Raw genomic sequence first — 24978 nt, forward strand, 5'->3', positions numbered from 1 at the left:
AATTTAACGCGGTCACTTTTGTCTGCACGACAAAAATCCGCAAAACTGTTGCATGCATGCATCTTATAAGCTGAAGCGCATGTAACTCCAAGTGGGGCATCACCACTTTTCAGGTCCCTACCCTTTGCTCATACTTGCAGGATGTTTCAATGTTTCGAATGCCTTGATCGCAATCGCCAGGCGATCAGCAAGCTTCTTGCGCCATTCGGGATTGCTTATCAGCTTTTCGTCCTCTGCGTTGGACAGATAACCGATTTCGATCAAAACAGACGGAACATCGGGCGCGCGCAGCACCTGAAAACCAGCGAAACGATGCGGATTATTGATGAGATTCACCTGCCCTTGCAGAGAATGAATCACCTTTTCGGCGAAGCTCAGCGAGAATGTATGCGTTTCGCGTCTCGTTAAATCGAGAAGAATGTCGGTGACCTCAGGCTGCTCTTCAGGTGCGGCTCCTGCTAGGCTATCCGACCTGTTTTCCCGTTCCGCCATAGCACGCGCAACAGAATCCGATGCCTTATCGGAGATCGTATAAACTGTCGCCCCGCGAATATCGTGCTGGTTGATCGTATCGGCATGGATGGAGATGAACAGGTCCGCCTCATGCTGGCGGGCAATCCGCACCCGTTCTGAAAGACGTAGGAAGGTGTCGTCGTCGCGGGTCATCAGCACTTTGATGTTCTTGTCCTGCGCCAGACGATCCCTCAGCTCCTGCCCGAAAGCGAGTGTCAGATCTTTTTCCTTGATACCACTCAGACTTTCCGCGCCGCTATCGATGCCGCCATGACCAGGATCAATCATGACTGTGAACGGACGAGCCGCTCCGTTCTGGGAGGATGCCTGAGCGGGCTTTTCACTGCGATCCGTTGAACTCGTAATTTCCTCACGGCCTTTCAGCTGCTCAGCAAATTCACGGTCCGAAGTCGCAACAATATCAGCCACGAGGCGATAGCCCGATGCGCTTTCATTTTTCAGAACACGCAAATCCGCGACCTTGAACGGGCCGCTTAGTGTCAGGATGAGGCGTGAACGCCCCTTGCCCACCAGTCCATAACGAACCCGAGATACCAGTCCCCGAGCTTCCAGACTCTTCTCATCAAAACCAAACCGTGTTTCAGGCAGGTCAACGACAAGACGATGCGGATTATCAAGAAGCAGGGTCGATAGCTTTGGCTCCCGATCGAACATCACAACGATGCGCGTTCGCAGATCGTCGCCAGCCATACGGAAAGTCAGCGCTGACAATGGTGCCGTCACCCGATCGGCAGCTGAAACGGATACAGCCTGCAACAGCAAAACCGACAAAAGAGCGAACAATGCCAGAGGACATCGCAAACTCGACAATCGTGTCATAGCGTTTTCAGCGCTTCGAAAATGCATCGGCTGCCACAATCAAGAATCTCATTGAATGACTGGTATCAAAAACCGCGATACCGGTACGCTCGCCCCTGCACCATCTCGCCCGAATACCCATTAAAACACTCGTACAGAACTATAATTAATGAAGGATTTCCAGCCGTATTTCGACCTTGAACAGGGCCTATACTCAGCTTTCGGCAAAATTGCGATGCGAATGTCAAATGATATTCGCACTTGTCATCGTTCAAACGACGCCATAAAAGCTATGAAAGGTTTTGGGTGAACTATCAGAATCGTTTGCCGGTTCTCAAAATGAACCGCAAGGAATGATAGTGAAAACAGCGGCATATTCATTCGCCGCCCCCGATAACCAGCACAGAATTCAGCGGAGATGTGGCTCCCCCGCCCTCCGTTTCTATCGGCCGACTGCGCATCATTACGCGCTGTCGCCAACGCTCGAAAAGAGCAATGAGGTCGGCCCGGCTTTTTCGGGTCATATATGAGGTCGTTTCGTTCGGAACAGCTATGGGTCAAGCAAGACTGACCACTGCAAGCCTGAAGACCGTGATCGCCACGAGGCCGTCGCGCGCGGAGGCAGCAGCTTTTATTCCGACGAACCCAGAACCATCCGGCAGATGCAGCGCAGTGAGCACGACAGCCCTCAGGGTTTCGTCCGGCGCACGCGTTTTGCGTCTTCGCGCCGGCAGGAAAGACAATAATGTCCAACAAAATGCTTATAGATGCCTCCCACCCGGAGGAGACCCGGGTTATCGTCACTCGGGGCAACAAGATTGAAGAGTTCGACTTTGAGTCGGAACACAAGAAGCAGCTGAAAGGCAATATCTATCTCGCACGCGTTACCCGCGTCGAACCTTCGCTTCAGGCTGCGTTCGTGGAATATGGCGGCAATCGCCATGGCTTCCTCGCTTTCTCGGAAATCCATCCTGACTACTACCAGATCCCGGTAGCAGATCGTCTTGCGCTGCTCGAAGCGGAAGCCAAAGCCGCACGCGCGGAAGACGAAGAAGACGAACCGCGCGCCAAGAGCGAGCGCAGCGACCGGAACGATCGTTCGCGCCGCAACCGTCGTCGCGGTCGCCGTGACGGCCAGAACGGCGACGCGCAGGCCAATGCAGCTGACAAGGGATTGCCAGCGGCTGAGCCTGTCGGCCCGGCTTTTGAAAATTACGTGCCCGGCACACCGGCCATTGCCCTTTCGCACAAAAGCGATGTGATCTCCGAAGCCGTCGACAACGGCGACGAGGACGACATCGAACATGAAGAAGACATGGTTGAATCTGTTGGTTCGGAAGATGCACTTGAAGAACTTCCGATGCCTGCACGCACCAATCGTCGCCAGTACAATATCCAGGAAGTGATCAAGCGTCGCCAGATTCTTCTGGTTCAGGTGGTCAAGGAAGAGCGCGGCAACAAGGGCGCAGCTCTTACGACCTATCTTTCGCTTGCCGGACGCTATTCGGTACTGATGCCGAACACGGCACGGGGCGGCGGCATTTCGCGCAAGATCACCAATCCGCAGGACCGCAAGCGCCTCAAGGAAATCGTCAAGGAGCTCGAAGTGCCGCAGGGCATGGGTGTGATCCTGCGCACGGCTGGCGCAAACCGCACCAAGGCGGAAGTCAAGCGCGACTATGAATATCTGATGCGTCTTTGGGAAAATGTGCGCTCGCTGACGCTACAATCGACGGCGCCTGCCCTCGTCTATGAAGAAGGCAGCCTGATCAAGCGGTCGATCCGTGACCTTTATAACAAGGACATCTCGGAGATCCTCGTTTCCGGTGAAAATGGTTACCGCGAAGCCAAAGACTTCATGCGCATGCTCATGCCGAGCCATGCGAAGGTCGTCCAGCCTTACCGCGAACAGGTCCCGATCTTCACGCGAAACGGCGTGGAAGCCCAGCTCGACCGCATGTTGCTGCCGCAGGTCACGCTCAAATCAGGTGGCTACCTGATCATCAACCAGACGGAAGCGCTTGTCGCCATCGACGTCAACTCTGGTCGTTCGACGCGCGAACATTCGATTGAGGACACGGCGCTTCAGACCAATCTGGAAGCTGCAGAAGAAGTCGCACGCCAGCTTCGCCTGCGCGACCTCGCCGGTCTGATCGTCGTCGACTTCATCGACATGGAAGAAAAGCGCAACAATCGCGCTGTCGAAAAGAAGATGAAGGACTGCCTGAAGGATGATCGCGCGCGCATTCAGGTGGGCCGAATCTCGCATTTCGGCCTTCTGGAAATGTCGCGCCAGCGTATCCGTGCATCCGTACTGGAAAGCACGATGCAGGTCTGCCCGCATTGCGGCGGCACCGGCCATATCCGCTCAGATTCCTCCATGGCGCTGCATATTATTCGCGGCATCGAGGACTATCTGCTGCGTCACTCCGGTTTCGACATTCATGTCCGCACACCGGCTGCTTCGGCGCTTTATGTTCTCAATCACAAGCGCCAGCTTCTCGCCGATCTGGAAGGACGTTTTGGTGTAGCGATCAGCATCGACGCCGACGAGAGCGTCGGTCACCAGCATTTCGTCATCGACAAGGGCGCTCCGTCGACACGGCCGATCACCCAGCCTCCGGTTCAGCCTATGGCCTATATCGAAGACGACATCGAAGATCCGGAAATCCCGGTCGATGAGGACGAAGCCGAAGAAGAAACAACGGCAGACGTTCAGGCTCGCGAAGATCGTGGTGACGAAGGTGATCGCAAGCGTCGTCGCCGTCGCCGCCGCCGCGGTGGTCGTGATCGCGAGAACCCGGAACAGGCCGCAAAGACCGATTCCGTTTCGGAAGATGCCTCCGACGAAGATGAAGACGCCGATGACGCGCAGGATTCATCTTCTAATGCTTCGCTGAGCGAAGAAGATCGCCGCAAGAAGCGTCGCCGCGGTCGCCGGGGCGGACGCAAGAACCGTCGTGACGACGAACCGCGTGCACGCAAAGTTCCTGATCCAGAGTTCGTCGGTTACACGCCGGTTCTGCCGGTTAAGGCCGAGGAAGCTGTTGTCGAAGCAGTGGCAGCGGTTGAACAAGCGGCCGAGGTCGCTGAAGCTGCGGTTCCGGTTACCGAAGCAGCAGTTGAGGAAAAGCCCGCCAAGCCTGTCCGTAAGCCCCGCGCTCGCAAGTCTGCGAAGACTGAAGAAGCGGCTGAGGACGTCGTCGCTGCTGAAGCCGAGGAAAAGCCTGCCAAGCCTGCTCGTAAGCCCCGTAGCCGCAAGAAGGCAGCCGAAGAAGTTCCTGCCGAGCCGGTAGTGGTCGCTGACGAACCTGAAGCGGAAACCGAGAAGCCGAAGCGGCGCACACGCAGAGCTGCTGCGAAACCGGTCGTTGAAGTCGAAGAGACGGTTGTAGTCGAAGCAGAAGTGGCCACGATTGCCGAGCCGCAGAAAAGCGCTGAGCCCGTTGTGACTTCAAGCGAGAGCGAAGACCAGAAGCCCAAGCGCGGGGGCTGGTGGCAGAAGAAGGGTTTCTTCTGAGAGCATCATAATTGAGATCAAAAAACCGGCGGAAACGCCGGTTTTTCTTTATCTTTTAATACTGTGAATGGTTTGAAGGAGCCGGCTCAGGCTTTCTGTTGTGGCAACCAGCCTTCCAGGCGGCGGACGGCTTCTTCCATTTCCTCGATCTTCCCGGCATAGGAAAAGCGCATCGTGCGATGCCCGTCCAGCGGGTCGAAATCGCGTCCCGGCGTTGCTGCAATATCGATTTCAGCAATCATCCGGCGGGCAAATTCCATGCTGTCATTGGTAAAGCGCGAAACGTCACAATAGGCATAGAATGCACCGTCCATCGGTGCGGCCAGGCTGAGACCGATGCGTGGAAGATGATCCAGCAGGATGCGCCGGTTCTTGCGATAGCGATCCTTTACCCGCTCAAGTTCCGCCGTTGCATGGAAGGCTTCGATGGCAGAGCGCTGCGAAAGCTCCGGCGCAGATATATAAAGGCTCTGGCTCAGTCGCTCGATTGCGCGGATATCGCTTTCAGGCAAAACCATCCAGCCAATACGCCAGCCAGTCATGCAGTAATATTTGGAGAATGAGTTGATGACCGTCACATCATCGGAAATCTCCAATGCCGTGACATCGTCCGTCTCATAGGAAAGCCGGTGATAGATTTCGTCCGAAATGACCCGGATGCCCAGATCACGGGCTGTTTCGATGATCGCTTTCAGTTCCGACTTGTCGATGACCGCCCCGGTCGGGTTGGCCGGGCTTGCAAACAATACCCCTTTCAGGGGCTTTTCGGCATGTGCCGCTGCAAGCGCCTCGGCAGTCAGTGACGCCGACGTTCCATTGCCTGTCGGTATTTCCACGACCTCAAGGCCCAGCGCCGTCAATATGTTGCGGTAGGCAGGATAGCCAGGACGGGTAATAGCAACTCTGTCACCTGGATCGAAATAGACCACAAACGCCAGATTGAAGGCTGCAGACGAGCCGGTCGTAACGGCAATACGTTCCGGCGAGACCGAAATACCGTAATGATCGGCATAATGCGCAGCAATGGCCTCTCGCAGTTCAATCAGTCCCAAGGCGTCGGTGTAACCGATGCGACCGTCCTTCAAGGCGCGTTCAGCAGCTTGTCGAACGACTTCCGGTGCCGGATCGGCAGGCTGACCTACCGCCATGGAAATGATTGGATGCCCGGCTGCGCGACGACGATTAGCCTCCGCCAGAACATCCATGGCGTGGAAGGGCTCGACCGCGCTGCGGCTGGAAAGAGTGACCAACTTTACCTCCAGAAAATTGCGAGTTTCGCATTCTACATCCGCCGTATAATCGCCGGATTGGTAAAGCAACAGCACCTTTCGAGAAAATACGACCAAATTCCGAGATGGAGATTATCTCTCGCCTGCCTATCGATGATTGAATGCAAAGGCTATAAGATTCGTACCGGTTTGAAGAAGGAAGAACAACACGATGGGGACGATGACTACACCATTCCCACCCAGAAGATTTTCTTTCCCTAGTTTGGTTCGCCGTTCGGTTGCTGTGGCAGCCGCGATGTCCATAGCAGTTACCAGTGCCCTGCCCGCATTCGCGCAGTCGCGCGGCGGTGGTGTCCCCATCGTGCGGGACGCCGAGATCGAGGCACTCGTCGCCGATTACGCTGCGCCTATCCTCAAGGCTGCAGGTCTGGGTGGTCGCGGCGTTCGCGTTATTCTGGTCAATTCGCAAAGCTTCAATGCCTTTGTCGATGGACGGCGTATTTTCATCAATACAGGCGCGATCATGCAGGCGGAAACGCCCAATGAAATCATTGGCGTGATCGCACACGAATCGGGACATCTAGCCGGCGGACATCAGGAGCGATTGCGCGAACAACTCAGCCGTGCCCGCAATATGGCAATCATCGGCATGTTGCTTGGTGTCGGCGCGGGTGTTGCAGGCGCCGCAAGCGGCAGCGGCAATGCAGCGGGCGCAGGCGCAGGCATTGCGATGGGCTCAAGCGAAGTGGCCATGCGCAGTGTGCTCAATTATCAGCGCACTGAAGAAATGACCGCCGATCGCCTGGCCGTAAACTATCTCAACGCCACCGGGCAGTCGACCAAGGGAATGCTCGATACATTTGAGCGCTTCGCATCGGCCTTGTCGCTTACCGGCACCCAGATCGACCAGTATCGTATCAGCCACCCTCTCCCGCGCGAGCGAATTGCCAATCTGGAAGAACTTGCGAGAAAGAGCCCGTATTTCAACAAAACCGATTCTCCTGCTTTGCAGATGCGCCACGATATGGCGCGTGCAAAAATTGCCGCCTATTCGGGCAATATGGGCGCGCTGCAGCGGATGTTCCGCAGCAATCCCGGCGGGCTCCCTGCCCGTTATGGCAATGCCATCACAACATTCCTGAATGGTTCGGCCCGCGCTGCACTGCCGAAGTTTGACGCACTCATCAAGGAACAGCCAAAGAACCCGTATTTCCAGGAAATGCGCGGCGAAGTCCTGCTGAAAGCCAATGACGCCGCGGGAGCAGCAAAGGCTTTCCAGAAGGCCGTTTCGCTCGATCCGCGCAAGTCGCCGTTGCTTCGCATGAGCTATGGGCGCGCCCTTATGCTCACCGGCGCCAAGGCGAATATGCCGACGGCGATCAAGGAGATCAAGGCGGGCATAGCCTCCGATCCCGAGTTTCCAGGGGGCTACGGTTATCTCGCGCAGGCTTATGGACAGCAAGGTGACATGGCGCTCGCCGACCTCGCAACTGCCGATATGAACTACTATTCTGGCAAGCTTCAGCAAGCCCAGATATTCGCCATCCGTGCGCAAAAGCAGATGAAGCCCCGTTCACCCGAATGGCTTCGCGCGCAGGACATTATTAATGCCAAGAAAAGCAAGTAAGGCAGCATTTTGCGCCTGAAACCGGTATTCTAGACAGATTGGAATTTGGAATGAAGAATGCAGTTTCCATAACAGTTGCCAGCGGCGTTGCAGGCATCGCCGCCCTTGCATTAGGTTATTATGCTGGCACGGCCCGACAGGTTCCAGCGGCCGTGGAAAGCCCTGCCGCTTCTGTGGCTCCTATGGCCCCTGTGGCGATGAACCAACAGGCCATTGAAAACGTTGTGCGCAACTATCTCATCCAGAATCCTGAACTGATGCTGGAAGTGCAAAGCGCGCTTGAAACCAAGCAGGCGCATGCGGCGCAGGAACAGATCAAGCAGGTGCTGACTGCCAATCGCGCCGCCCTTTACGATCCCAAGCATGATGCGGTCTTTGGTAATCCCAACGGCGATGTGACCGTCTATGAATTCTTCGATTACAATTGCGGCTATTGCAAGCGAGCGCTGCCGGACATGGAAGCGATTCTGAAAACCGACAAGAGTGTCCGGTTTGTCATGAAGGAGTTCCCGATTCTCGGTCCGGATTCGGCAAAAGCACATGTCGTGGCACAGGCATTCAGATCGTTGATGCCGGAAAAATACGCTGAATTTCACGAAGTGCTGCTGGGCGCGCAGGAGCGTGCAACGGAAGATTCTGCCATCGCCGATGCCGTAAAGCTAGGGGCCGATGAAGCACAGCTGCGCGAGAAGATGAAAGACCCGGCCATCACCGGTGCATTCCAGCAGACCTATCAGCTGGCGCAACAGCTCAACATTACGGGCACGCCATCCTACATCATAGGAGATGAACTGGTTCCCGGCGCGATCGGTGTTGATGGTCTGGTCGAGAGAATCGCGGCAGCGCGCGCTGCAGCAAAAAATTAAGCAAATCGGCTGTGGCTTGACTGATCACTTTTGTGAAACAGTTTATGCCGTGGCATCCAATGTTTATGTTGCGAAAACAGAAATTGCCGTATTGCCTGCTAATTTTGGAAAGAATAGCGGGAAAAACTCGTACGGCAAAACATCTGCAATGATTTAGAGGGTTTCGGCTTGCGTCCAAGCCCTCTATATGAAATGCGAAGTGTACCGAAATTTCGTGGTAACACGTTATCAGTCGCGGACGGATATGGCAAAAACGGTTTTTGTTTTGAACGGCCCCAATCTCAACCTTCTCGGCAAACGAGAACCGGGGATATATGGTGTTGCAACGCTCGAGAATATCGAGGCGGACTGCAAGCGTGAGGCCGAACAACTTGGACTTAATGTCGATTTTCGTCAGTCCAATTACGAAGGCGATCTGGTGACCTGGATTCAGGAGGCTGGCGACAAAAACGCCTATGTCCTCATTAATCCTGCCGCCTATAGCCACACTTCGGTTGCTATTCATGATGCAATCCGCTCGGCCAAAGTAACGGTCGTGGAAGTGCATCTTTCAAACATTCATGCGCGTGAGGCTTTCCGGCATCACTCCTATGTATCCGCAGTCGCCAAAGGCGTTATTTGCGGCTTTGGCGCGGAAGGATATCTGCTCGGTCTGCGCGCGCTTGCGGCAATTGCCAAAGAAGAAGAAAACAACGGGCAAAGCGTTAAAGGGGCCTGATATGTCCAGCAAAAATTCCGTCATCGACAAGGAAACGATCCGCGACCTGGCGGACATCCTCAACGAAACCGACCTGACCGATATCGAAGTGGAACACGGCGATCTGCGTATCCGCGTTTCGCGCAAGGTCACGGTTCAGGCCGCAGCGACAGTTATGCCTGCCGCAGCCCCTGTTGTTAATGCTGCTGCACCAGCTGCTGCAGCCGCCGAACCGACCAAGGCTGATCTTTCGAAGAACGCCGTTCCGTCGCCGATGGTTGGCACCGCCTATCTCGCTCCGGCTCCGGGCGCACGCAACTTCATCGAGGTTGGCGCACAGGTGAAGGAAGGTCAGACGCTTCTCATCATCGAAGCCATGAAGACCATGAACCAGATTCCGGCCCCGCGTGCTGGTACGGTCAAGGCCATCCTCATCGAAGACGCTCAGCCGGTTGAATTCGGTGAGCCGCTCGTCGTAATCGAATAAGACAACAGATTACGGCTTATTCAATGAACGGGCAGCAAAGCGCAATGTTTCAAAAGATACTCATAGCCAATCGTGGCGAAATCGCTCTTCGCGTGCTCAGGGCTTGTAAGGAACTGGGCATCAAGACCGTCGCCGTTCACTCCACGGCAGACGCCGACGCGATGCATGTGCGTCTGGCGGACGAAAGTGTCTGCATCGGACCGCCGCCATCGCGCGACAGCTATCTGAACATCCATCAGATCGTTGCTGCATGCGAGATCACCGGTGCTGACGCAATCCATCCGGGTTACGGATTCCTGTCGGAGAACGCCAAGTTCGCGGAAATTCTTGAAGCGCACGGCATCACCTTCATCGGCCCGACCGCTTCGCATATCCGCATCATGGGCGACAAGATCGAAGCCAAGCGCACCGCAAAGCGCCTTGGCATTCCAGTCGTTCCTGGTTCGGATGGCGGCGTGACGGATGACGTCGAAGCTGCACGCATCGCGAAGGAAATCGGTTATCCGGTCATCATCAAGGCTTCTGCCGGTGGCGGTGGCCGCGGCATGAAGGTTGCCCGCACCGAGGACGATCTTTCGGTAGCGCTGGCGACCGCTCGCACCGAAGCCGGTGCAGCCTTTGGTGACGACGCGGTCTATATCGAGAAATATCTCGAAAAGCCGCGCCACATCGAAGTTCAGGTCATGGGCGATGGTGCAGGCAATGCCATCCATCTGGGCGAACGCGACTGCTCCCTGCAGCGCCGCCACCAGAAGGTTTGGGAAGAAGCCAATTCACCGGCGCTCAATGCCGAAGCACGCGACAAGATCGGCATGGTTTGCGCCAACGCCTGTGCGGAACTGGGTTATCGCGGTGCGGGAACGATCGAATTCCTGTACGAAGACGGCGAGTTCTATTTCATCGAAATGAACACGCGCCTTCAGGTGGAACATCCGATTACGGAAGCCATCACGGGTATCGATCTCGTTCACGAGCAGATTCGCGTTGCAGCCGGTCTCGGCCTGTCGGTAAAGCAGAAGGATATCCGCTTCTCCGGCCATGCCATCGAATGCCGTATCAACGCTGAAGATCCGCTGACATTTGCGCCTTCGCCGGGCCTGATCACGCATTATCATACGCCAGGTGGCCTCGGCATCCGCGTGGATTCGGGCGTTTATTCCGGCTATCGCATTCCGCCTTACTACGACAGCCTTATCGGCAAGCTCATCGTGCATGGTCGCAATCGCGTCGAATGCATGATGCGTCTCCGCCGCGCGCTGGACGAATTCGTGGTCGATGGTGTGAAAACCACCCTCCCGCTTTTCCAGGACCTGATTGCAAATCAGGATATTGCCAACGGCGATTACGACATTCATTGGCTGGAAAAATATCTGGCCACGAAAACCAAGGGCGAAAGCGCCTGACGAAAATGACCGCAGGAGTGCCCCCGGACGACTATTCAATCGAACCGGAGTTGCTCCTGCGGGCCTATGCCACGGGAATATTTCCCATGGCCGAAGAAGCCGACGATCCCGAAGTCTTCTGGGTGCGTCCCGAGAAGCGCGGTGTTATCCCCCTCGATGGCTTCCACATGCCCAAAAGCCTCCTGAAGACCATTCGCCAGGGCATTTTTGACATAAAACTCGACAGCGATTTTGATGGCGTGATCGAAGGTTGTGCAAGCGGAACCGGTGAACGCGCGCGCACATGGATCAACGGGCCAATCCGCCAAGCCTATAAGGAATTGTTCGGGATCGGACATTGCCACACGGTCGAAGCTTGGCATGACGGACAGCTCGTCGGTGGACTTTATGGCGTCACACTCGGACGCGCCTTCTTTGGTGAGAGCATGTTCACTCGCAAACGAGATGCTTCAAAGGTCTGCCTTGCCTATCTGGTCCAGCATCTGGTCAGCCGAGGCTTCGTACTTCTCGACACGCAGTTCACCACGCCACATCTCGAAAGATTCGGCGCCGTGGAAGTTTCGCGGAAAAAATATGAGAAACTTCTGGAAAACGCGCTGGATGGAATCGCGCAATTCTGAGTAGCTGCCGTTAATTGCGCTGATCCGGCGGAGGCACTTCCGACTTCTGCTTGCAGTCCTTTAGCCAGACGTCATAGATCGGATGCTCGACTGCGTTGAGACCCGGACTATCGGCGAACATCCAGCCGGTAAAAATACGGCGAATCTTTCGGTCAAGCGTGATCTCTTCGACTTCAACGAAACCATCAGTGCGTGGTGCTTCGTTTTCTGTGCGCGAATAACAAACTTTCGGCGTTACCTGAAGGGCTCCGAACTGAACTGTCTCATTGATATAGACGTCGAACGTCGTGATGCGTCCGGTAATTTTATCCAGACCCGAGAACTCAGCAACCGGATTAGTAATGCGTTCGGCCATGGCGGTTTGAAAGCTGCTGGTGGTCGCCATGAGCGAAATCAGGGCAACCTGAACAGCCCTTTTGATCGGGTTTTTTCCGTTGCCAGCCGCGCCGTGAGATTGCTTCGTCAAAACGGAGATCCGCATCCAAAAAGGGTTTAAATTAAGCCGGAACAATTCCTAAGCATGAAATGTGACGATTCGTTGCCCAGTCGCAAGCCGCAATGCTGCCGTTGGTCTTAAGCGAGCCGTCTATCCTCAAACCTTTTCCGCTATAGCTTCAAAAGGCGGACACATAATAAATCCGGCGCGGATGAACGCGCCGGACAAAGATCAAAACCGATTATCAGTTGCCTGGTGTCCAGGCATCGTATTCTCCGGTCACGCGCGGACGTTCCGCAGGTTCCGTGCCCGGACGAGCAATAGCGCCCTTTGGGCGATATGCCAGCGGAGATCCGGTCAAGTTCTGCAGATGCGGCTTCTGCCAGTCACGCGGCTTGTAGTCTTCCTTGGTAGGCGGCGTGTCAACGCGATGATGCATCCAGCCATGCCAGCCGGGAGGAATAGCACTTGCTTCCGCATAGCCATTGAAGATTACCCAGCGACGTGTGCGACCTTCGGAGTCCTTGCCGCCCTGATAATAGATATTGCCGAACTCGTCTTCACCGACGCGCTCGCCCTTGCGCCACGTATGAAACCGCGTGCCGAGCGTCTGGCCGTTCCACCAGGTAAAAACTTGCGTAATAAATTTCTTCATGACCTATTCCAGATCCATTATTGCCACAGGTGACCGAAACCACCGGGTTTTCTTGCTTATGGCCCTATCGACCGGCCATGGCAAGGGTCAAGTTGCCGCTGTCACAAGAGTATGATGGGCCCAAAACGCTACGCGCTTCAGGCTTTTATATGCTCGCATGTCTTGATCCCCAAACCGGTCTCCACTTTGGGGGGACATGCTTTACATATTCCAGCTCTCGAGCGACTTTTCCATCACCAGCACCGGCTCCTTGCAATTGGGATCGCCCCAATCTTCATTGCGGCCGACTTTGGCATAGCCCTTACGCTCGTAGAAATTCACCGCTTTGGCGTTTTTCTCGATCACTTCAAGCTTCATCGTTCGAACGCCGGGAAAAGCCATCTCGATTTCAGCCAAAAGCATCGTCCCGATACCCTGAACCTGGGTGTCAGGGCGAACATAAAGCTGATGCAGCGAAGCCTTGTTTTCTTCGGACTGACTGGCAAAAGCCATTCCATCAATGCCACCATTGCCGTTATCGGCGACGATGAACTCCGAATAAGGCTTCTTCAGATTGGCCTTCAGAACAGTAATGCTGTGCCACTGGGCGGTAACGGCATCCACCATTTCCCGCCCGAGGATATCATCGAAGGTCGCGTGCCAGGTTGATACAAGCAGTTCATGCACTGCCTTGAGATCAGCCTCTGTCGCGCTTCTGACCCACATCACTCTTCAATCCCGAGCTTGGCCTTGACCAGTTCATTGACAGATTGCGGGTTGGCTTTGCCGCCGGTCGCCCTCATGACCTGACCGACAAACCAGCCAGCCAGCGTCGGCTTGGCTTTCGCCTGCTCAACCTTTTCCGGGTTGGCGGCAATGACATCGTCTACAGCCTTCTCAATGGCACCGGTGTCGGTGACCTGCTTCATGCCACGTTCTTCAACGAGCTTCTTCGGATCGCCACCCTCATTCCAGACGATCTCGAAAAGATCCTTGGCGATCTTGCCGGAAATCGTGCCTTCCTTGATGAGATCGATGACTGCACCAAGCTGTTCAGGGCTGACGGGTGATTCCTCAATGTCCTTGCCAGCCTTGTTCAGCGCACCAAGGAGGTCGTTGATGACCCAGTTTGCTGCGGCCTTGCCGTCACGACCGGCAGCAACGGCTTCATAATAATCAGCAATAGCCTTCTCGGTAACGAGAATCGATGCATCATAGATCGAGATACCCTGCTTCTCGACGAGGCGCTGCTTCTTGACGTCCGGCAGTTCCGGCAGATCCACTGCCAGCGCATCCACGAATGCCTGGTCGAACTCGAGCGGCAGAAGGTCTGGATCAGGGAAATAGCGATAGTCATGTGCTTCTTCCTTGGAGCGCATGGACCGGGTTTCCCCCTTTACCGGATCGAACAGGCGTGTTTCCTGATCGATGGAGCCACCGTCCTCGAGAATGGCGATCTGGCGGCGAGCCTCATATTCAATTGCCTGACCGACGAAGCGGATCGAATTGACGTTCTTGATTTCGCAACGTGTACCGAATTCACCGCCCGGACGGCGGACGGAGACATTTACGTCGGCGCGCATCGAGCCTTCATCCATATTGCCGTCGCACGTGCCGAGATAGCGGACAATCGTGCGCAGCTTGGTCAGATAAGCGCGTGCTTCATCGGAGGAGCGCAAGTCCGGTTTCGACACGATTTCCATCAACGCTACGCCAGAACGGTTCAGGTCCACATAGGACATGGTCGGATGCTGGTCGTGCATGGACTTGCCTGCATCCTGTTCCAGATGCAGGCGCTCGATGCCGATTTCCACGTCTTCGAACTGGCCCTTATTGTCCGGGCCGACCGAAATCATGATCTTGCCTTCGCCAACGATTGGCTGCTTGAACTGCGAAATCTGATAGCCCTGTGGCAGATCGGGATAGAAATAGTTCTTGCGGTCGAAAACAGACTTCAGATTAATCTGAGCGTTGAGCCCGATGCCCGTGCGAACCGCCTGCTTGACGCATTCCAGATTGATGACCGGCAGCATGCCCGGCATGGCAGCATCAACCAGAGAAACATTCGAATTCGGCTCCGCGCCAAACGAAGTGGAAGCGCCGGAGAACAGCTTCGATTCTGACGTGACCTGCGCATGGACTTCCATGCCGATGACGACTTCCCAGTCGCCGGTCGCGCCGGAGATAAAGCGTTTGGGTTCAGGTATACGCGTATCGATTAGGGACATTACTGGCTCGACAATACTGTGATTGGGCTGAAACTGATTGTTGTATTGGCTAGAGCAAAGCCCCACCGGATGCAAGCTTTTCAGCCACCATTTCCATGATCGCAAAACGAAAAGGCCGCGCTATGCGCGGCCTTTCCGAATTCATGCTGGAAGTGAAGATCAAGCCTCTTCGGACTTGCCTTCGTCTGCCTTCTTCTTAGGAGCGGCCTTCTTCTTGGGAGCAGCCTTCTTGGCAGGCTTTGCTTCCGAAGCTGCGTCTTCGTCTTCAGCCGTCAGCTCTTCCTTCGAGACCTTCTTGTCGGTCACGTTGATGTTGGCGAGCAGATGGTCAACGACCTTTTCTTCAAAGATCGGGGCGCGAAGGTTGGCAACGGCATCCGGCGTCTTGCGCAGGAATTCGTAGATTTCCTTTTCCTGACCCGGATAGCGACGAACCTGGTCGTAAACAGCGCGCTGCAGTTCTTCTTCAGAAACTTCAACGCCAGCCTTTTCGCCGATTTCCGACAGAACCAGACCGAGGCGTACGCGACGCTCAGCAAGCTTGCGATATTCTTCGCGAGCAGCTTCTTCTGTGGTTTCTTCGTCTTCGAACGTGCGGCCAGCCTGCTGCAGGTCGAAGTTGATCTGCTGCCAGATGTTGTTGAACTCGGCGTCAACAAGCTTCTGCGGCGTTTCGAACTGATAGTCGCCGTCCAGAGCGTCGAGAATCTGACGCTTTACCTTCTGGCGAGTGATCTGGCCGTACTGGCTTTCGATCTGTTCGCGAACAACCTGACGCAGACGCTCAAGCGATTCGATGCCGAGCTTCTTTGCGGTTTCGTCATCAAGGACGAGTTCGTTCGGCTTGGCAACTTCCTTGACCTTGATGTCGAAGGTAGCTTCCTTACCAGCCAGATGAGCGGCGCCGTACTCAGCAGGGAACGTTACGTTGATAACCTTCTCGTCACCAGCCTTGACGCCTACGAGCTGCTCTTCAAAGCCCGGAATGAACTGGCCCGAACCGAGAACGAGCTGTGCATCATTATCCGCACCGCCGTCGAAAGGCTCACCGTCGAGCTTGCCCAGATAATCGATCGTGACGCGATCTTCGTTTTCGGCCTTGCCCTTCTTGGTTTCGAAGGTGCGGGTCGACGAGGCGATGCGCTTGACCTGATCGTCAACTTCCTCATCGGAAATATCGACGACTTCACGGGTAACTGCGATCTTCGAGAAGTCCTTGACTTCGATTGCCGGCAGAACTTCGTAGTTCAGCGAGAAAACGAAATCGGCCTTGCCGTCGAGAACCTGTTCAGCCTCTTTTTCGTCTTCCGACATGATGACTTCCGGCTGCGTAGCCGACTTTTCGTTGCGTTCAGCGAGAAGCGAACGCGACGAGTCGTTGAGGATTTCGTTGACGATCTCCGCCATGAAGGACTTGCCATACATCTTGCGAAGGTGAGCCGCAGGCACCTTGCCCGGACGGAAACCGTTGATCTTGGCGCGGTCACGCGCAGTTTCCAGCCGCTCTGCGAGCTTGGCTTCGAGGTCCTTGGCCGGAACCACGACTTTGATCTCGCGCTTCAGCCCTTCATTGAGCGTTTCGGTAACCTGCATGTTCAAACCTTCACTTCTTGTCATTGTCCCGCCGTCACCGGCCTGTTTGCCTTGTCGCGGGAGAGAAATTCTTTTGCCTTATGGCAGTTGGTGCGGATGGAGGGACTCGAACCCCCACGGTCTCCCGCCAGAACCTAAATCTGGTGCGTCTACCAATTTCGCCACATCCGCTTCTGAACCGAAGTACATTCCTCAGAACGCACCATAATTCGTCTCAGATATTGAACCGCCCCTCGAAAGCGCGCGTCTCTATATCATCCAATTTTCCCGGTTCAAAGGAAAAAAGCCGCCTTCCTTGCATAGATTTACAAGGTTCGATCAGGCTGAGCTCTTCCTGCCCTTTCCGTCTCTATATAGCGATCCTGTCGCGTCAGCCAACCCTTTTGAAACAGGGCGTGATGACAGGATCAATAAAGAGGCTCCTGATAGAGCTGTCGTCCGTCTTCCTGCAGGGCTTTAATGACCGGCATTCCCTTCGGATCAACCGCCACAACGGCGGTAATCCGCCGCTCCCGCTGGCTATCTTCAATCGCGCGTCCCTGCCCCTCGGGCACATAATATCGCTCAATACCGAAATTGAGACGGATATTCGATTGCGGATCATCCGAGATGGAATAGACGGCTTCGCCGCGAATCTGCACCTCACCAGACGCAAGCTCCGAAAACGGGTGGAATGAGGCGCGTGAAAAACGAGCTATCCCATTTGAATCGGGCTTCACCGCCACATAGACGGTTCGCGAACCGGCAGGACGTTCGCCCTGAATATCCTTTCGGGACAGACTGGAAATCTCGTAACCCAGAACAACATAATCGCCGCGCATCAGGTCGCGCGGATCGAACGGTTCCGTCTGAAGCGTCACTTCCGTGCCTGAACGCAAGACAGAGGCGCGTTTTCCGATACCTGCATAAAGAACGCCTGTTTGCAGCAATGCAGTGATGGTTGCCCCGACATAAAGCCATTTGAACCGAATGGTCATGGGTGAACCTCCACGCTGCTTTTCCGTCCGAAACGGTTCTCCATACGTCGCACAAATGCAGCCAGCAGCAGCACGAGGATGCCCGCGGTCAGGAAGAATCCTGACGTTCCGATCATCGTACCGACCGTCTGAAAGGCCAGATAGAGGACTTCGATCGAAAATGCGGCATAGGCGATGGAGCGCAAGCCACCATTATTTCGACCAGCCACCGCAATCGCCCCGATCGCGAGCGCCAGTATGAAGATGCTATATACTATGTCCCGATCCAAACTTGCGGTAACGCTGGAATAGGAGAACATCTGGTTGAGCTGAAGCGTGACAAGCGCCAGCAGCGCAAGAGCCAGGCCGTATGCCGCAAGCGGATGAGCGAAGCGGGTCAGTCTCTCCAGCGTGGCATGGGCAAAGCCGTCAGCCAGTATCAGGCCGATTCCCACGAGCAGCATAAGCACCAATACCGTATTGCTCTCATGCTCGGCATAGACGAGCAAAGCCCAGCCGATGGAGAACATGGCCCATAGATGAGCCGCATGCCGCGAGCGCGTGAAAAGGGCTGCCATAGCGCCAAAGAGCAGAAGCAGCGGGCCGACCCAGCGATAGGTCATATCATCATAGGACGAGCCATCGAATACATAAGTCGAAAGATAGAAACAGGCGACACCCGCACCGAAAGCAGCCAATACCGGCGCCCGCAGAAGAAAGGCTGAAATCAGGACACCAACAGACCAGTAAATTGCGGCGGAATGGATATCGCCGGACAAATGATACATTTGCCCCACGAGCGCCAGCCCTGCCCCGAACGATGCAGCCCCTACAATATAGAGTACGCCGGGGAACATCTTGTCACCGCGAGACTGCCGCCAGGCGCCGCCAAGATAGCTCGCCCATATAAGAACGAATATGAGGCCAATGCGCATAAGGCGCGGCATTTCCTGCCAGTTGGCAGCAACCAGCATGATAACGGCTGCTCCAAGAAGCAGCCCGCCAAGCGTGGCCAGAACGGAACCGAGGCTGAAGACCGAAGCACGTTTTTCAAGATCGGCATTCAGCTTCGATGCTGTTTCTACATCAATCAGACCGTCTCGCTGCCATCTCTCGATCAGGCGTTCAACAGAAATGGAAAGTGACAAATTAGCTCCTGGTCAGTCTGTCAGTTGTGCTGTCGCAACTGTAAGCGGTTGAGAACATATAGGAAACCACGCTGTCGGCAAAGGGTTGGATCAAATCGCTTTGCGGCAATTTTGTGCCCTACCAGTCTAATCGATTTAACGTGTCGTGCAGAACCCGCAAAGCAGCTATGCAAACTCGGGTCTGCAACCTGCGAAAACAATAGCTTATATCATGGACAACAAACGAGATGAATTGAACAGAACTCCAGTTCCTCAACGATGAAGGAATAGCACGATGAACCTTATCCGCTCTTACAACAACTGGCGCCGTTACCGCGACACCGTCAATGAACTCAGCCAGCTCTCTACCCGTGAGCTGAACGATCTTGGCATCTCCCGCGCGGACATTCCGTTCGTGGCTCGCCAGACCAAGACCCGTTAAAGACCAGGGCTCGCTAATTTAACAAGCCTCACAGTTTCTCCCGATATGGGTTTCTCCAAGTCTGGCTCCTCCTCCCACCAGACTTGGTTCATCGCAGAACCATCCTCCTCCCAGGTTTTGCGATAACAAGACCGGTTCTCCTCCTCCCAATACCGGTCTTACCATAATGGCATCCGTCGCTCCTCCTCCCGCGACGGATGCCATTTCTTTTTGCGGCACGATTCCCGTCCTTAGCGAGCCTTCTCCATTGAAGGCGTTCAACAAAGGCGATAAGGGAATGGCCCATGTCAAACACATCCGATCTTTCTCCCGTTCACGTCGTCGGCGGCGGTCTTGCCGGTTCTGAAGCTGCATGGCAGCTCGCACAGGCGGGCGTGCCCGTCATACTGCACGAAATGCGTCCCGTGCGCGGCACCGATGCCCACAAGACCGAGCAGCTTGCCGAGCTCGTCTGTTCCAACTCTTTCCGCTCGGATGATGCCGAAACCAATGCCGTCGGCGTTCTTCATGCCGAAATGCGCCTTGCCGGTTCTCTCATCATGGCTTGTGCCGATGCACATCAGGTTCCGGCTGGTGGCGCATTGGCTGTCGACCGCGAAGGCTTTTCGCAGGCTGTCACTGCGAAGCTTGAAGCCCATCCCCTGATTACAATCGTTCGGGAAGAAGTCACTGGCCTTCCGCCAGAGGAATGGGGAACGAGCATCGTTGCCACCGGACCTCTCACCGCGCCTTCACTGGCTGAAGCCATCCAGGCGCAGACCGGTGCTGATGCTCTGGCCTTCTTCGATGCCATTGCTCCGATTATCCATTTTGATTCGATCAATATGGATGTCTGCTGGTTCCAGTCGCGCTATGACAAGGTTGGCCCCGGCGGCACCGGAAAGGACTATATCAACTGCCCCATGGACAAGGAGCAGTATGAGGCGTTCGTGGCCGCATTGGTCGAAGGCGACAAGACCGACTTCAAGGAATGGGAAGGCACACCCTATTTCGATGGCTGCCTGCCGATCGAAGTGATGGCCGAACGCGGACCGGAAACCTTGCGTCATGGGCCGATGAAGCCGATGGGCCTCACCAATGCCCATAATCCGACGGTGAAGGCTTATGCCGTCGTGCAGCTCCGTCAGGACAATGCGCTCGGCACGCTCTACAATATGGTCGGCTTCCAGACGAAGCTGAAATACGGTTCCCAGACCGGCATCTTCAAGATGATTCCGGGTCTGGAAAATGCGGAATTCGCCCGTCTTGGTGGCCTTCATCGCAATACCTATCTGAATTCTCCGGTGCTGCTCGATGCTACCCTTCGCTTGAAATCACGCGAGACATTGCGCTTTGCCGGTCAGGTGACAGGCTGTGAAGGCTATGTCGAATCATCAGCTATCGGCCTGCTGGCAGGTCGTTTCACTGCGGCAGAAAAGTTGGGGCAAACGCTGACGCCACCGCCGGGAACAACCGCATTCGGCGCCCTGCTCGGTCATATTACAGGTGGACACATCGTTGCCGACGATGAGCCGGGCAAGCGTTCGTTCCAGCCGATGAATGTAAATTTCGGCCTGTTCCCGCCGGTCGATGTTCCAAAGCCGGAAGGCAAGCGTCTGCGCGGCAAGGAAAAGACTGTTGCCAAGAAGCAAGCCCTTTCCGCACGTGCTCTGGCTGATTGCCGTCAATGGCTGGACTTGGGGCTGGGCTCGGGGCAAGGACTGGCTGAGTGATATTGCGATGGGATTCGTTCGATTGAATTGAAGCCCATCGGCTCTGGCTGCTCAGAAGTTGGCTCTAAACATGAGCCATTGCTTTCGGATGGCAGAAATGTCCGCCACCTTTTCCGCAGCCTGCCCGCCCAGGCGCTCGATTGCTCGCAGATAGGCTGGAGCAAGCGCCAAAGGCAGAAACGCCGGAGCGAGGCTCTTCGGCAGCTCTGATTTGTTCTTCTCGAAAATTGCCAGATGTTCACGCGCGAAAGCCAGCATGATGCTGATCACGCGCTCGACAGCAGCCTTGTCTTCGCCAGCGATAAATGCCTCGCGCGTCACGCCAACCGCCTGCAACATATCAGCAGGAACATAGAGCTGCCCGCGCTGCCGGTGAATAGGCATAAGGCGGAGCAAGCCTGTCACTGCCTGCGCCACGCCAGCATGGCCAGTTGTTTCCGTCTGCGCCTGCGCGGCATCCCTGTCCAGTATAAAGCCGGCTAACTGGATGATCGCCGATGCGGTTTCACCGCAATAACCTTCCAGATCGTTTCGGCTGGGCATCGGGTCATCATAAAGATCGAAGATGCGCGCTTCGCAGTAATTATCGAAGGCAGCTCGGGGCAGCTCATATTTTTCAATGGTGCCGATCAGTGCTGCGGCCACGGGATGCGCTTCGGCACTGCCCCTCGCCTCGCCGTTGATGAGGTCGCGCCACCATTGCAGCCGAACTTCACCCGGCAGCGGTTCGTGGACCAGATCACGGATACGCGCAACTTCCGCATTAAACGCATACAATGCAGCCAGACCGCCGCGACGATCCTCCGGTGCATAAAGCACTGAAAGATAGCGATCCCGGTCAGCTTCGCGAAGCAATGCCAGGCAATGTGCCTCATTCTCGTTCATGATGTCAGTCTACAGCAATCAGTGCCGCCGCAACCGCGCGATCTTCGGCCATAAGCACATTATAGGTTCGGACGGCTGCACCCGTGCTCATGGGATCGGAAGAAATGCGGTGTTCGCGCAGGATGGCGCGCACATCTTCTGGGATACGGCGCAAATCCATGCCCGTCCCCACCAGAAGAATTTCAATATCGGATGCCTGCTCAAGGATCATCTTGAGATCGGCTTTGCCAAGTATCGGCGGTGTCGCGGGTTCCCAGCCATGAATGCCCGAAGGCAGGCAAAGAATGGAGCCGCGATGCGACATTTCGGCAAAACGGAAGCCCCCGTCGCCGTAGGCATCAATGGGAGCACGGCCCGGAAAATGGGCCTCGCGTATCTCTATCCCTTTGGCCATTTTCAGCTTTCCAAATTCAGCGATTGTGCCAGTTCGTCATCCATTTGATCGCTGGATTCATCCGGCCCGCGTGGCTTGAGGCCGAACTGAACCAGCAATGGAGCAGCAATGAAGATCGATGAATAGCTTGCAACAATAATACCGACGCTCAGTGCCAGTGCAAAGCTGCGGATGTCCGCGCCACCGAAGGCATAGAGCGGGATGTGTGCGAGAAAGGTCACAAAGGACGTCAGTAAGGTGCGTGACAGCGTCTGGTTGATCGAGGCGTCGATGATGGCAGGCAACGGCGCGCTTTTATAGACGCGCAGATTCTCTCGCACACGGTCGTAAATCACGACCGTATCATTGAGCGAATACCCGATGATCGTCAGGATCGCCGCAACGCTCCACAGATTAAACTCCATGCGGAAAACAATGAACATACCCGCGAGGATAATAACGTCGTGCAAGGTCGACAGCACCGCGCCAAGCGCGAGTTGCCAGCGGAACCGGACCCATACGTAGATGAAGATGCCGATCAGCGACAAAATAACCGCCAGAATACCGGCGCGGGAAAGCTGTTCCGAAACTGTCGGGCCAACGACTTCAACGCGCTGGAACGAATAATCTTGTTCGAACTCTCCACGCAGCTTCACGGCGACGGTTTGTTCGGCATCGTCGCCAACTTCCTGACTGCCTATAATGACAAGGGCAGAGCGCGGGGACTTTGCCGGCAGGACACGGGCGCTGTCAATGTTGAGTTCGGTAAGACGCTCGGTGATGTCTTCAAGGTTGGCGTCGCCGCTGCGGGCCTGCAGTTCAACCATCGAGCCACCACGGAAATCAATGCCGTAATTGAAGCCGATATTGACGAACAGCGCGACCACGATGGCGCAGGCCAGCACCGAGATGCCGAGCGTCACGAATTGCAGACGCATGAACGGAATGTGCGTTACAGTCGGAACCAGTTTCAGACGGCGCTTCGGCACTTCCTTCGGCTTGGCCGTGCGTACCCATTGCGCGATCAGCAGACGGGTGAAGGTAAGCGTGGTGAAAAGCGTCGTACCGATACCAACCGCCACCGTCAGCGCGAAGCCATGAACTGTTCCCGATCCGAGCAGGAACAAAACGAGCGCTGCAATAAGTGTGGTGAGGTTCGCATCAATAATGGTCGAGAGAGCGCGATAGAATCCGGATTCCATAGCCTGAACGACGGAATAGCCCTTGCGGCGATCTTCGCGCACGCGCTCGTAAATCAGGATGTGGGCGTCAACGGCCAAGCCGATAGTCAGCACCAGACCGGCAATGCTGGCGAGACTGATCGAGGCGCCGATCAGCGATAATATGGCTGTCAGGATGATGATATTGACGGCCAATGCGACCATGGCGATCACGCCGAGGATACCGTAGGACAAGACCATGAACAGGCCGACGAGCAGTGCTGCAAGCAAGGCCGCCAACGCAGCCGCACTGGCATAGTCTTCGCCCAGAGCCGATGCGATTGTGCGTTCTTCCAGAACCGTGACATTCTGCGGCAGCGCACCGGAGCGCAGTACGACCGCCATGTTGTTGGCAGCCTGAAGATCGAAAGCACCTGAAATCTGTAGCTCGTTGGTATCGAGCTTCTCATCAACGGCGGGCGCTGAAACGATCTGGTTATCGACGACGATAGCAAAGCTACCACCAACCAGATGCGATGTTGCTTCGGCAAGGTTCTTGCGGCCTGCATCGTCCAACGTCAGCGTTATGAGAGGCTCGGTATCGTCGTCCGACAGTGTCGCCTTGGCATCGGTTACATTGGCGCCAGTCAAGATCGGCTGCTTCTTAACGAGATAGCCGACCGGCGGATCGTCATAGGAATAGATGATTTCACTGTCAGCCGGTGGCGTGCCACGAATGGCATCATCAGGCGACATGGTGCTGTCTACAGCGCGGAAAGAGAAGTCACCGCGAACGCTGAGAATGTCTTTCAGAAGCTGCGCGTCATAGACGCCGGGAACTTCGACCCGAATCTGATTGCGGTTTTCCTCTTCAACAAGAGGTTTACCATAACCGAGCTCCTCCAGGCGCTGCCGCATAATATTGGCCGTGCGCTCGAGTTCCCCTCGTCCAGCATTCTGCACTTGCAGAACCAGACGAGAGCCGCCGGAGAGATCTAGCCCGAGGGCGATCTGCTGCTTCGGCAGGAAATTTGGCAGTTTTGCCAGCGTTTCACGCGAGAAAAAGTTAGGGGATGCAATGATGAAACTCACGAGAACCGCAAGCCAGATCAGGGCAGATTTCCAGCGTGAAAAATAGAGCATAGAGCAGCAATTCCGTATCAGCTTGGATAGAGCATGCCGGAGTTCACCTGTTGCGAACCGCTCTCCGGCGTCGTGGCACGCGCATCGTATATTAGCGCTTACCGAATAATGCGCAGGCCCCGGTTATGGAAATCTTACCGGGGCCTGCGTGTCGTAAAAAGAATTATTTGTTCTTGTTGTCGGCGACGGGCTCGCCCTTGACGCGAACATCCATCAGCGTGCTGCGCATGACGCGGATGCGAACGCCTTCAGCGATTTCGACTTCAAGTTCGTTGTCATCAACAACCTTCTGAACCTTGCCGACAATGCCGCCGCCGGTCACCACGGTGTCGCCGCGACGAACCTGGGTCAGCATTTCCTGACGCTTCTTCATCTGGGTCCGCTGCGGGCGGATGATAAGGAAGTACATGATCACGAAGATCAGGATGAACGGCAGAATGCTCATGAGCATATCTGGTCCAACAGCGCCGCCGGATGCCTGAGCGAAAGCCGGTGTTACGAACATTAG

At 55.5% G+C, this 24978-nt stretch carries 23 protein-coding genes and 1 tRNA gene; 9 read left to right on the plus strand and 15 right to left on the minus strand.

The genetic code is table 11. From position 1 onward, the window contains the following. Positions 1-117: 117 nt before the first annotated feature. Both MKS82_RS04260 and MKS82_RS04265 read right to left on the minus strand, forming a co-directional pair. Positions 118-1335, minus strand: a complete 1218-nt coding sequence (locus MKS82_RS04260) for an N-acetylmuramoyl-L-alanine amidase (protein WP_445558067.1) — start codon at positions 1333-1335, stop codon at positions 118-120. A 554-nt stretch (positions 1336-1889) separates the two neighbouring features. Then, a complete protein-coding gene (locus tag MKS82_RS04265; RefSeq protein WP_061346398.1) occupies positions 1890-2075 on the minus strand; it encodes a hypothetical protein in 186 nt (61 codons plus the stop codon). A 2-nt stretch (positions 2076-2077) separates the two neighbouring features. Here MKS82_RS04265 and MKS82_RS04270 point away from each other — a divergent pair, with 2 nt between their 5' ends. Next, positions 2078-4852 (plus strand): Rne/Rng family ribonuclease, encoded by a 2775-nt coding sequence (locus MKS82_RS04270; RefSeq protein WP_109987691.1) that lies wholly within the window; start codon positions 2078-2080, stop codon positions 4850-4852. Between the two features lie 86 nt (positions 4853-4938). On the opposite strand, the gene MKS82_RS04275 is transcribed toward MKS82_RS04270, so the two are convergent. Continuing rightward, positions 4939-6102 (minus strand): aminotransferase class I/II-fold pyridoxal phosphate-dependent enzyme, encoded by a 1164-nt coding sequence (locus MKS82_RS04275; protein WP_240578376.1) that lies wholly within the window; start codon positions 6100-6102, stop codon positions 4939-4941. 190 nt (positions 6103-6292) lie between these two features. Between MKS82_RS04275 and MKS82_RS04280 the strand changes: the two genes are divergently transcribed. The 6 genes from MKS82_RS04280 (at position 6293) to aat (ending at position 11781) form a co-directional block, all read left to right on the plus strand. Beyond that, positions 6293-7708, plus strand: a complete 1416-nt coding sequence (locus MKS82_RS04280) for a M48 family metalloprotease (RefSeq protein WP_109987690.1) — start codon at positions 6293-6295, stop codon at positions 7706-7708. Positions 7709-7758: 50 nt separating this feature from the next. Next, positions 7759-8574, plus strand: a complete 816-nt coding sequence (locus tag MKS82_RS04285; protein WP_109987689.1) for a DsbA family protein — start codon at positions 7759-7761, stop codon at positions 8572-8574. Positions 8575-8818: 244 nt separating this feature from the next. After that, the gene (gene aroQ / locus MKS82_RS04290; protein WP_109987718.1) at positions 8819-9292 is read left to right on the plus strand and encodes a type II 3-dehydroquinate dehydratase; all 474 of its coding nucleotides are present in this window, start codon (positions 8819-8821) and stop codon (positions 9290-9292) included. Position 9293: 1 nt separating this feature from the next. Next, on the plus strand, positions 9294-9758 hold the full coding sequence (gene accB / locus MKS82_RS04295; RefSeq protein WP_109987687.1) for an acetyl-CoA carboxylase biotin carboxyl carrier protein: 465 nt from the start codon (positions 9294-9296) through the stop codon (positions 9756-9758). Positions 9759-9802: 44 nt separating this feature from the next. Then, positions 9803-11161: an acetyl-CoA carboxylase biotin carboxylase subunit gene (accC, locus tag MKS82_RS04300; RefSeq protein ID WP_109987686.1), complete on the plus strand. Its 1359-nt coding sequence runs from the start codon at positions 9803-9805 to the stop codon at positions 11159-11161. Between the two features lie 5 nt (positions 11162-11166). Next, entirely contained in the window at positions 11167-11781 is a 615-nt protein-coding gene (gene aat, locus MKS82_RS04305; protein ID WP_181394277.1) for a leucyl/phenylalanyl-tRNA--protein transferase, read from the plus strand. A 10-nt stretch (positions 11782-11791) separates the two neighbouring features. Here aat and MKS82_RS04310 read toward each other — a convergent pair whose 3' ends face one another. The 8 genes from MKS82_RS04310 to MKS82_RS04345 form a co-directional block, all read right to left on the minus strand. Continuing rightward, positions 11792-12262, minus strand: a complete 471-nt coding sequence (locus MKS82_RS04310) for a DUF2155 domain-containing protein (protein WP_109987685.1) — start codon at positions 12260-12262, stop codon at positions 11792-11794. Positions 12263-12461: 199 nt separating this feature from the next. Then, positions 12462-12872: an NADH:ubiquinone oxidoreductase subunit NDUFA12 gene (locus MKS82_RS04315; protein ID WP_010661260.1), complete on the minus strand. Its 411-nt coding sequence runs from the start codon at positions 12870-12872 to the stop codon at positions 12462-12464. A 201-nt stretch (positions 12873-13073) separates the two neighbouring features. Next, positions 13074-13577 carry a GNAT family N-acetyltransferase gene (locus tag MKS82_RS04320; protein WP_109987684.1) on the minus strand — a complete coding sequence of 168 codons (504 nt, stop codon included), beginning with the start codon at positions 13575-13577 and terminating at the stop codon, positions 13074-13076. Then, positions 13577-15079 carry an Asp-tRNA(Asn)/Glu-tRNA(Gln) amidotransferase subunit GatB gene (gene gatB, locus MKS82_RS04325; protein WP_109987683.1) on the minus strand — a complete coding sequence of 501 codons (1503 nt, stop codon included), beginning with the start codon at positions 15077-15079 and terminating at the stop codon, positions 13577-13579. Before gatB ends, MKS82_RS04320 begins: the two co-directional genes overlap by 1 nt. Before the next feature lie 159 nt (positions 15080-15238). Continuing rightward, positions 15239-16672 (minus strand): trigger factor, encoded by a 1434-nt coding sequence (gene tig, locus MKS82_RS04330; protein WP_276313275.1) that lies wholly within the window; start codon positions 16670-16672, stop codon positions 15239-15241. An 88-nt stretch (positions 16673-16760) separates the two neighbouring features. Continuing rightward, positions 16761-16843 (minus strand) — tRNA-Leu (locus MKS82_RS04335). A 236-nt stretch (positions 16844-17079) separates the two neighbouring features. Continuing rightward, positions 17080-17649, minus strand: coding sequence for a GDYXXLXY domain-containing protein (locus tag MKS82_RS04340; RefSeq protein ID WP_109987681.1), 570 nt, complete (start codon positions 17647-17649; stop codon positions 17080-17082). Next, a complete protein-coding gene (locus MKS82_RS04345) occupies positions 17646-18776 on the minus strand; it encodes a DUF2157 domain-containing protein (protein ID WP_109987680.1) in 1131 nt (376 codons plus the stop codon). Before MKS82_RS04345 ends, MKS82_RS04340 begins: the two co-directional genes overlap by 4 nt. A 274-nt stretch (positions 18777-19050) precedes the next feature. On the opposite strand from MKS82_RS04345, the gene MKS82_RS04350 reads away from it, so the two are divergent. Both MKS82_RS04350 and trmFO read left to right on the plus strand, forming a co-directional pair. Next, positions 19051-19197, plus strand: coding sequence for a DUF1127 domain-containing protein (locus tag MKS82_RS04350; protein WP_104757279.1), 147 nt, complete (start codon positions 19051-19053; stop codon positions 19195-19197). Between the two features lie 284 nt (positions 19198-19481). After that, complete coding sequence (gene trmFO / locus MKS82_RS04355) at positions 19482-20909, plus strand: methylenetetrahydrofolate--tRNA-(uracil(54)-C(5))-methyltransferase (FADH(2)-oxidizing) TrmFO (protein WP_109987679.1); 1428 nt, start codon at positions 19482-19484, stop codon at positions 20907-20909. Positions 20910-20960: 51 nt separating this feature from the next. On the opposite strand, the gene MKS82_RS04360 is transcribed toward trmFO, so the two are convergent. The 4 genes from MKS82_RS04360 to yajC all read right to left on the minus strand — a co-directional run bounded on the left by MKS82_RS04360 (position 20961) and on the right by yajC (position 24975). Beyond that, the gene (locus MKS82_RS04360) at positions 20961-21794 is read right to left on the minus strand and encodes a phytoene/squalene synthase family protein (protein WP_109987678.1); all 834 of its coding nucleotides are present in this window, start codon (positions 21792-21794) and stop codon (positions 20961-20963) included. Positions 21795-21798: 4 nt separating this feature from the next. Then, complete coding sequence (locus tag MKS82_RS04365) at positions 21799-22188, minus strand: Mth938-like domain-containing protein (RefSeq protein ID WP_109987677.1); 390 nt, start codon at positions 22186-22188, stop codon at positions 21799-21801. Between the two features lie 2 nt (positions 22189-22190). Next, positions 22191-24470: a protein translocase subunit SecDF gene (gene secDF / locus MKS82_RS04370; RefSeq protein ID WP_240578377.1), complete on the minus strand. Its 2280-nt coding sequence runs from the start codon at positions 24468-24470 to the stop codon at positions 22191-22193. A gap of 163 nt (positions 24471-24633) precedes the next feature. Then, positions 24634-24975, minus strand: coding sequence for a preprotein translocase subunit YajC (gene yajC, locus MKS82_RS04375; protein ID WP_010661250.1), 342 nt, complete (start codon positions 24973-24975; stop codon positions 24634-24636). Positions 24976-24978 lie beyond the last annotated feature (3 nt).

Source organism: Ochrobactrum sp. A-1 (genome assembly GCF_022488005.1).
Taxonomy (GTDB): Bacteria; Pseudomonadota; Alphaproteobacteria; order Rhizobiales; family Rhizobiaceae; genus Brucella.